Here is a 6,259-nt window from a genome sequence, read left to right as displayed (position 1 = left end):
CCACAGGCCCGCGCCCGGCTGGACGGCGCCCGCGCGACGCGGAGCCGCCGGCCCGGGCGGTCAGGAGCCCGCGTCGTCCCCGGCGCCGTCGGCCGCGCGGGCGGCGTCCAGCCGGGCGCGAGCGCCGTCCAGCCACTGCTGGCAGCGCGCGGCCAGGGCCTCGCCGCGCTCCCAGAGCGCGAGCGACTCCTCGAGCGTCGCGCCGCCGGCCTCCAGCCGGGAGACGACGGCGACGAGCTCGTCGCGCGCCTCCTCGTAGGACAGGTCGGCGACGCCGGGGGCGCCGGGGGAGTCGGAGGCGGGGGAGGTGTCGCTCACGGCACCATCTAACCAACGACCGCCGACCTCGCGCCCACCCGGGGGTCGCTCAGCCCTCCCGCGCCGCGAACTCCTGGGTGCCGAGCACGGAAAGCAGCCGCAGCCGCCCCTCGGCCTCGCTGCGGGGCGCCGCCGTGAGCACCAGCAGCGTCTGCGACCCGTCCTCCGTGAACAGCGCCTGGCAGTCGACCTCGACAGGCCCCACCCGCGGGTGCACCAGCGTCTTGTGGTCCTCGAACCGCCGGGACACCTCGTGGGCCTCCCAGATCGCGACGAACTCCGGGCTCCGGGCGGACAGCGCGCGCACCAGCTCGGCGGCCCGGGAACGCGGTCCCTCCGCGCCGAGCGTCGCGCGCAGCGAGGCGACCTGCGCCCTGCTCTGCCGGTCGCGGTCCTCGGCGGGGTACATCAGGCGCTCGGTCTCCGGGTGCGCGAACCAGCGGTAGATCGCGCTGCGTTCCCAGCCGGTCAGCTGCTCGACGGGGCCGAACAGCGCGCGCGCCAGGTCGTTCTGCACCAGCGTGCGGCCGAGCCCGTCCAGGATCAGCGCCGGGCTGTCGGTGATCCGGTCGAGCACCCGCAGCAGCCCGGGGGCGACGTAGTCCTCGCGCGCCGCGCGGTCGGGGGCGCTGTGCCCGGCGACGCGGTACAGGTAGTCGCGCTCGTCCGGCGTCAGCCGCAGAGCGCGGGCGAGCGAGCCGAGCATCTGGGTGCTGGGCTGCGGGCCGCGGCGCTGCTCGAGCCGGGTGTAGTAGTCCGTCGACATCACCGCGAGCTGCGCGACCTCCTCGCGGCGCAGGCCGGGAGCCCGGCGCCGCGCGCCCGGGGGCAGCCCCACGTCGTCCGGGCGCAGCGCCTCCCGGTGCCGGAGCAGGAAGTCGGCCAGCGCGTCGCGATCCACCCGAGCAGTATCGGCGGGGCGCCGGTGCGCAACCAGGGATCGGCGGTCCCCCGACAACCGCTCTCTGGCGGGGCCGTGCGGGGCGCCGAAGACTCGAGGCATGCGAATCACAGGGAACACCGTCTTCATCCCCGGCGCCACGAGCGGCATCGGCCTGGCCCTCGCCGTCGCCCTGCACGAGCGGGGCAACGAGGTGATCGTCGGCGGCCGGCGCACCGAGCTGCTCGACCGCGTCACCGCGGAGCACCCCGGCATCCACGCGTACCGGATCGACACCGCCGACGCCGACGACGTCGCCGAGGTCGCGAAGCGGGTCATCGCCGAGCACCCCGACGTGAACGTGCTGGTCCCGATGGCCGGCATCATGCGGGTCGAGGACTGGACCGACCCGGCCGGGTTCCTCGCCACCGCCGAGCAGACCGTCACCACCAACGTGCTCGGGCCGATCCGGCTGATCGCCGCGTTCGTCGAGCACCTGCAGAGCCGCCCGGACGCCACGATCCTCACGGTCTCCTCGGGGCTGGCGTTCGCCCCTCTGCAGGTCACGCCCACCTACAACGCCAGCAAGGCGTTCATCCACATGCTCAGCGAGTCGATCCGGCTGCAGCTGGCCGGCACGAGCGTGCGGGTCGTCGAGCTCGAGCCGCCGTCGGTGCAGACAGACCTCATGCCGGGGCACCGGGAGAACGCGGACGCGATGCCGCTCGGCGACTTCGTCGCCGAGGTGATGGCGCTGCTCGAGGCGCAGCCCGACGCCACGGAGATCCAGGTCGAGCGCGTGAAGTTCCTCCGGTACGGCGAGGCCCGCGGGGACTACCCGCAGGTCGTCGCGGCGCTGAACCAGCGGGACCCGCACGGGAAGTGAGGCGCGGGCCGGCCGGTCCGTGACGACGCCCCGGTCGCCCGGGCGGCCCGCCCCCGGCGCTCCCCGGCCGTCAGGCCTCGGCGTCGTCCGCGGCGGCCGGGCGCCTGCGACCCGGGGCGACCGCCAGCACGGTGGCCATGAGCTCCCCGCGGGACACCCGGATGCGCAGCGAGTCCTTCGCCGCGACCTCGGTCGCCTCGCGGACCACCCGGCCGTCGGAGGTCTGCACCACGGCGTACCCGCGGTCGAGCGTCGCCGCCGGGGACAGCGCCCGCACCTGCGCCGCCAGCGCCCGGGTGGAGGTGACGGCGCCCGCCAGCGCGTGCTCCAGGCTGCGGCGGGCGTGGTCCCGGGCGCGCAGCACCTCGGCCTCCCGGGTGTCGACGATCGTGTGCGGCCGGGCGAGCACCGGGCGGCTGCGCACCTGCTCCAGCCCGGCGGCCTCGCGCGCGACCCGGTGCTCGACGGCCGACCGGATGCGCGCGCGGGCCTGGGCGACCCGGGCCCGCTCCTCGCCGACGTCCGGCACGATCCGCTTCGCGGCGTCGGTGGGGGTGGACGCGCGGTAGTCGGCGACCAGGTCGAGCAACGGGGTGTCGGTCTCGTGGCCGATCGCGGACACCAGCGGGGTGCGGCACGCCGCGGCGGCGCGCACCATCGCCTCGTTGCTGAACGGCAGCAGGTCCTCGACCGAGCCGCCGCCGCGCGCGACCACGATCACCTCGACCCGGGGGTCCGCGTCCAGGTCGGCGATCGCGCGGCTCACCTGCGGCACCGCGCCGACACCCTGCACGGCGACCTCGCGGATGACGAACTCCACCTGGGGCCAGCGGGCGCGGGCGTTCACCACCACGTCGTGCTCCGCCTTCGACTCCCGCCCGCACACCAGGCCGACCACCGCGGGCAGGAACGGCAGCGGCACCCGGCGCTCCGGGTCGAACAGGCCCTCGGCGGCGAGCACCCGCTTGAGGTGCTCGATCCGGGCGAGCAGCTCGCCGACGCCGACCGCGCGGACCTCGTCCGCGTTCAGCTGCAGGGTGCCGCGCTTCGTCCAGAACGTCGGGCGGGCGTGCACCACGACGTGCGCGCCCTCGGCGAGCGGGGTCGCGGCGCCGGACAGCACGCCCGCGGGCATCGACACGGGCAGCGACATGTCGGTGTCCGTGTCGCGCAGGGTGAGGAACGCGATGTTCGCGCCGGGGCGCCGGTTGAGCTGGACGACCTGGCCCTCGACCCACAGCGGCGACATCTTCGCGACGTAGTCGGCGATCTTCACCGACAGCAGCCGCACGGGCCAGGGGCGCTCGGCGGTCGTCTCGTTCGCGCGGGCGGGCAGCTCGGCGGGCGCGCCGGGTGCCGGGGCACCGGCGGCGTCCGCGCGGGGCGTCGTGGGGGAGGACTGCTGCTGCACGGGCCCCACCCTGCCACGCGCTCCCGACACCGCGCGGCGCGGCCCACGCCGACCCTCCGACCGTCGCGCCGAGATAGGACCGTCGCGCCGAGAAAGGACCGTCGCGCCGAGATAGGACCGTCGCGCCGAGATAGGACCCCCGACGGTCCTACGTCGGCGCGCGGGTCCTACCTCGTCGAGCGGGTCCTGCCTCGACGAGTGGGTCCTGCCTCGGCGCAGCGCGGCGGCTCGCCCGACCGCCGCCCGCCGGGCGACCTACGATGGGCGCGTGACCCTCGGCACCGAGCCCGGCCCCGCGACCGCGGGCCGTCGCGTGCTGCTGGCCGCTCCGCGCGGCTACTGCGCCGGGGTCGACCGCGCGGTCGTCGCCGTCGAGCAGGCCCTCGAGCACTACGGCGCCCCGGTGTACGTCCGCAAGGAGATCGTGCACAACCGGCACGTCGTGGACACCCTCGCGGCCCGCGGCGCCGTGTTCGTCGACGAGACCGACGAGGTGCCCGAGGGGGCCCGCGTCGTGTTCTCCGCGCACGGGGTGTCCCCGGCGGTGCGCGCGGCCGCGGCGGCCCGCTCGCTGCGCACGATCGACGCGACCTGCCCCCTGGTGACCAAGGTGCACCGGGAGGCGGTGCGGTTCGCAGCGGCGGACCTCGACATCCTGCTGATCGGGCACACCGGTCACGAGGAGGTCGAGGGCACCCAGGGCGAGGCGCCCGCGCACGTCCAGGTGGTCGACTCGCCGGACGCCGTGGCCGACGTGGTGGTGCGGGACGAGAGCCGGGTGGTGTGGATCTCGCAGACCACGCTGTCCGTGGACGAGACGATGGAGACGGTCCGCCGGCTGCGCGAGCGGTTCCCGCTGCTCCAGGACCCGCCGAGCGACGACATCTGCTACGCCACCCAGAACCGGCAGGTGGCGGTCAAGAAGCTCGCGCCCGAGTGCGACGTGGTGATCACCGTCGGGTCCGCGAACTCGTCGAACTCGGTGCGGCTGGTCGAGGTCGCCCGGGAGGCCGGGGCCCGGGCGTCGTACCGGGTGGATACCGCCGCGCAGGTCGACCCGGCGTGGCTCGAGGGCGCGCGCACGGTGGGCGTGACCTCGGGGGCATCCGTGCCGGAGATCCTGGTCCGGGACGTGCTGGACCTGCTGGCGGCGCACGGGTTCGGCGACGTCGAGGAGGTGCGGACCGCGACGGAGGACCTGATGTTCTCGCTGCCGCGCGAGCTCCGTGCGGACCTGCGCGCGGCCGGCGGCGACGACCCGCGCCCGCGGCGCGGCGACCGCCCGGACCTGGCGGTCCGACCCGTCTGACCCGCGGCCCGCCCCGTCTGACCCGCCCGGTCGGACCCGCGGCCCGCCCGGGCGCGCCTCAGACCCCGCCCGGCCCCGCCTCGGGCGGCCGCACGTCCCCGAGCACCGCGTCGTCCAGCGCCCCGAGCGCGTCGGCCGCCCGCCGCCCGGTTCCCGGAGCGGCCGGCCCGTCGGGCCCCAGCCCCACGACCTGCTGCGTCTCCCACGCCACGAGCTCCGGTGCCGTCACGACGGACAGCCGCCGCTCGACGGACGGCGGCGTCTCCAGGCCGGCGTCCACCACCCGCAGGTCCGCGAACTTCCGCGCGCTCACCAGCACCCGCGACTCGAGCGAGGCGACCGACTGGTTGTAGGCCGTCGCCGCCGAGTCGATCGCCCGGCCGACCTTGGACAGGTGCCCGCCGAGCGTCGCGATCCGGCCGTGCAGCTCCTTGCCCAGGTCGAGCACCGCCTGGGCGTTGCTCGCCAGCGCGTCCTGCCGCCAGGCGTACGCCACGGTGCGCAGCAGCGCGAGCAGCGTCATCGGTGTCGCGATGACGACGTCCTTCTCGAAGGCCCGCTCCACGATCGCCGGGTCCACGTCGATCGCCGCGTGCAGGAACGCCTCCGCCGGGACGAACATCACGACGAACTCGGGCGACGGGCTGAACTGGTCCCAGTACCGCTTGGCGGCGAGCTGGTCGACGTGCGCGCGCAGGTGCCGGGCGTGTGCGGCGAGCCGGCGCTCGCGCTCCGCCGGGTCCGTCGCCTCGGCCGCCTCCAGGAAGCCGAGGAACGGCACCTTCGCGTCGACCACCACCCGCTTGCCGCCCGCGAGGTGCACCACCATGTCCGGCCGCAGCAGCCCGTCGTCGGTGCGGACCTGGTCCTGCTCGGCGAAGTCGACGTGCGGCAGCATCCCGGCGGCCTCGACGACCCGGCGCAGCTGCACCTCGCCCCACCGCCCGCGGACCTGCGACGCGCGCAGCGACGTCACGAGCTGCGCGGTCTGCTCCCGCAGCCGCCCGGCCTCCTCGCGCATCTGCCGCACCTGCTCGCCGAGCGCGGCGTCGTGCTGCGCGCGGGTCTGCTCGGCCGTGCGCAGCTCGGCCCGCACCGCGTCGAGCGTGCGGGCCAGCGGGTCGACCATCGAGCGGACCGCCTGCTCGCGCTGCGCGAGGTCGCCGGTCTGCTCCTGGTGCCGCGCCGCGAGGCTCTGGTGCGCGAGGGCGAGGAACTGCTCGCTGCTCTGCGCCAGCGCGTCGGCGGCGAGCGCGCGGAACCGCTCCGCCTGCCGGTCGGCGTCGACGGTCCCGCCGCCGAGCTCGGCGGCGGTGCGCCAGCGGGCGGCCTCCACCTCGGCCCGGCGCAGCCGCGCCCCCGAGCGGCCGGCCGCCAGGAGCCAGCCGAGGGCGAGCCCCGCGAGGAGGGCTCCGGCGAGGGCGAGCACGAGTCCGGTGTCCATGCCTGCAGATT

The 6,259-nt window shown here is 76.3% G+C and carries 6 protein-coding genes; 2 read left to right on the top strand and 4 right to left on the bottom strand.

The window, feature by feature from the left end; all coding sequences use genetic code 11:
- Positions 1-60: 60 nt before the first annotated feature.
- Positions 61-318 (bottom strand): exodeoxyribonuclease VII small subunit, encoded by a 258-nt coding sequence (locus MHY85_RS05030; RefSeq protein ID WP_239193732.1) that lies wholly within the window; start codon positions 316-318, stop codon positions 61-63.
- A 49-nt stretch (positions 319-367) separates the two neighbouring features.
- A complete protein-coding gene (locus tag MHY85_RS05025) occupies positions 368-1,219 on the bottom strand; it encodes a helix-turn-helix transcriptional regulator (protein ID WP_239193730.1) in 852 nt (283 codons plus the stop codon).
- Between the two features lie 100 nt (positions 1,220-1,319).
- Here MHY85_RS05025 and MHY85_RS05020 point away from each other — a divergent pair, with 100 nt between their 5' ends.
- Positions 1,320-2,084 carry an SDR family oxidoreductase gene (locus tag MHY85_RS05020; protein WP_239193728.1) on the top strand — a complete coding sequence of 255 codons (765 nt, stop codon included), beginning with the start codon at positions 1,320-1,322 and terminating at the stop codon, positions 2,082-2,084.
- 70 nt (positions 2,085-2,154) lie between these two features.
- On the opposite strand, the gene xseA is transcribed toward MHY85_RS05020, so the two are convergent.
- A complete protein-coding gene (gene xseA, locus MHY85_RS05015) occupies positions 2,155-3,495 on the bottom strand; it encodes an exodeoxyribonuclease VII large subunit (RefSeq protein ID WP_374232899.1) in 1,341 nt (446 codons plus the stop codon).
- Between the two features lie 268 nt (positions 3,496-3,763).
- Here xseA and MHY85_RS05010 point away from each other — a divergent pair, with 268 nt between their 5' ends.
- A complete protein-coding gene (locus MHY85_RS05010) occupies positions 3,764-4,804 on the top strand; it encodes a 4-hydroxy-3-methylbut-2-enyl diphosphate reductase (protein WP_239193726.1) in 1,041 nt (346 codons plus the stop codon).
- A gap of 58 nt (positions 4,805-4,862) precedes the next feature.
- On the opposite strand, the gene MHY85_RS05005 is transcribed toward MHY85_RS05010, so the two are convergent.
- Positions 4,863-6,248, bottom strand: coding sequence for a DNA recombination protein RmuC (locus tag MHY85_RS05005; protein WP_239193724.1), 1,386 nt, complete (start codon positions 6,246-6,248; stop codon positions 4,863-4,865).
- Positions 6,249-6,259: the final 11 nt, after the last annotated feature.

The organism is Cellulomonas sp. ACRRI, assembly GCF_022346185.1.
Lineage (GTDB): Bacteria > Actinomycetota > Actinomycetes > Actinomycetales > Cellulomonadaceae > Cellulomonas.
The sequence above is the reverse complement of the archived record's forward strand: the minus strand, read 5'-3'. Positions and strand labels throughout refer to the sequence as shown.